We start from the raw sequence: 297 nt of genomic DNA, 5'->3' as shown, positions 1-297 counted from the left end.
ACACCAAAACGTTTGTCACCATTACGATAAAATGCTGCCTTTTGATGCGGGTTTTCCCCATAACGCATGACATTTTTAAGATGACCAGAAAAACTCTGCCAAGAGGGTGTTTCAATTTTTAAATTTTTTGCAAACCACGCCGCTATCGCCGTATCATAAGCAGCCGTGTGCGCATAAGCACGCATTGCTAACTGTTGTCGCATAGAAAAACTTAAACACCCATCATGCTGCTTTAATTCAGAAAGAACTGCATCATAATCACTCACCGCTGTGATAACACCAGTATACACATGGTTC

1 pseudogene is annotated in these 297 nt (G+C 41.4%); it reads right to left on the bottom strand.

Going from position 1 to position 297, the window contains the following annotated elements:
* Positions 1-297: pseudogene (gene purH / locus ACFIO5_RS12395) on the bottom strand (bifunctional phosphoribosylaminoimidazolecarboxamide formyltransferase/IMP cyclohydrolase); the annotation flags it as partial.

Source organism: Bartonella sp. AA86SXKL, assembly GCF_042196885.1.
Note: the sequence above shows the minus strand (reverse complement) of the source record. Positions and strands in the feature narration are given on the sequence as shown.